This window comes from Variovorax stachyos (assembly GCF_051400855.1).
Lineage (GTDB): Bacteria > Pseudomonadota > Gammaproteobacteria > Burkholderiales > Burkholderiaceae_C > Variovorax.
The window spans coordinates 1-519 of record NZ_JBLFFN010000065.1; the positions used below are offsets into that span (position 1 = coordinate 1).

General features: G+C 68.6%; 1 protein-coding gene. It reads right to left on the bottom strand.

The window, feature by feature from the left end:
• Positions 1 to 4: 4 nt before the first annotated feature.
• Positions 5 to 519: thiolase family protein (locus ACMGEZ_RS29720; protein WP_496084682.1), on the bottom strand; the 515-nt coding region annotated here is incomplete at its 5' end.

A 519-nucleotide genomic window follows, 5' to 3' on the forward strand; every position in this document is an offset into this window, starting at 1 on the left:
GTGCTCAAAGCACCTCGAACACCCCCGCCGCCCCCATCCCGCCGCCGATGCACATCGTCACCACCACCTTCTTCGCGCCACAGCGCTTGCCCTCGATCAGCGCATGCCCGGTCAGCCGCTGGCCGCTCACGCCGTAGGGATGGCCGACCGCGATGGCGCCGCCGTTCACGTTCAGCCGGTCGCCCGGGATGCCCAGCTTGTCGCGGCAGTAGATCACCTGCACCGCGAAGGCCTCGTTGAGCTCCCACAGGTCGATGTCTTCGATCTTCAGCCCCAGGCGCTTGAGCACCTTGGGAATGGCGAACACCGGGCCGATGCCCATCTCGTCGGGCTCGCAGCCCGCCACCGCAAAGCCGAGGAAGCGGCCCAGGGGCTTCAAGCCCTTCTTCTCGGCATAGCTCTCCTCCATCACCACGCAGGCACCGCCGCCGTCGGAGAACTGGCTGGCGTTGCCGGCCGAGATCAGCCCGCCGGGGATGGCCGGGCGGATGCCGCTGATGCCTTCCTTGGTGGTGCCGG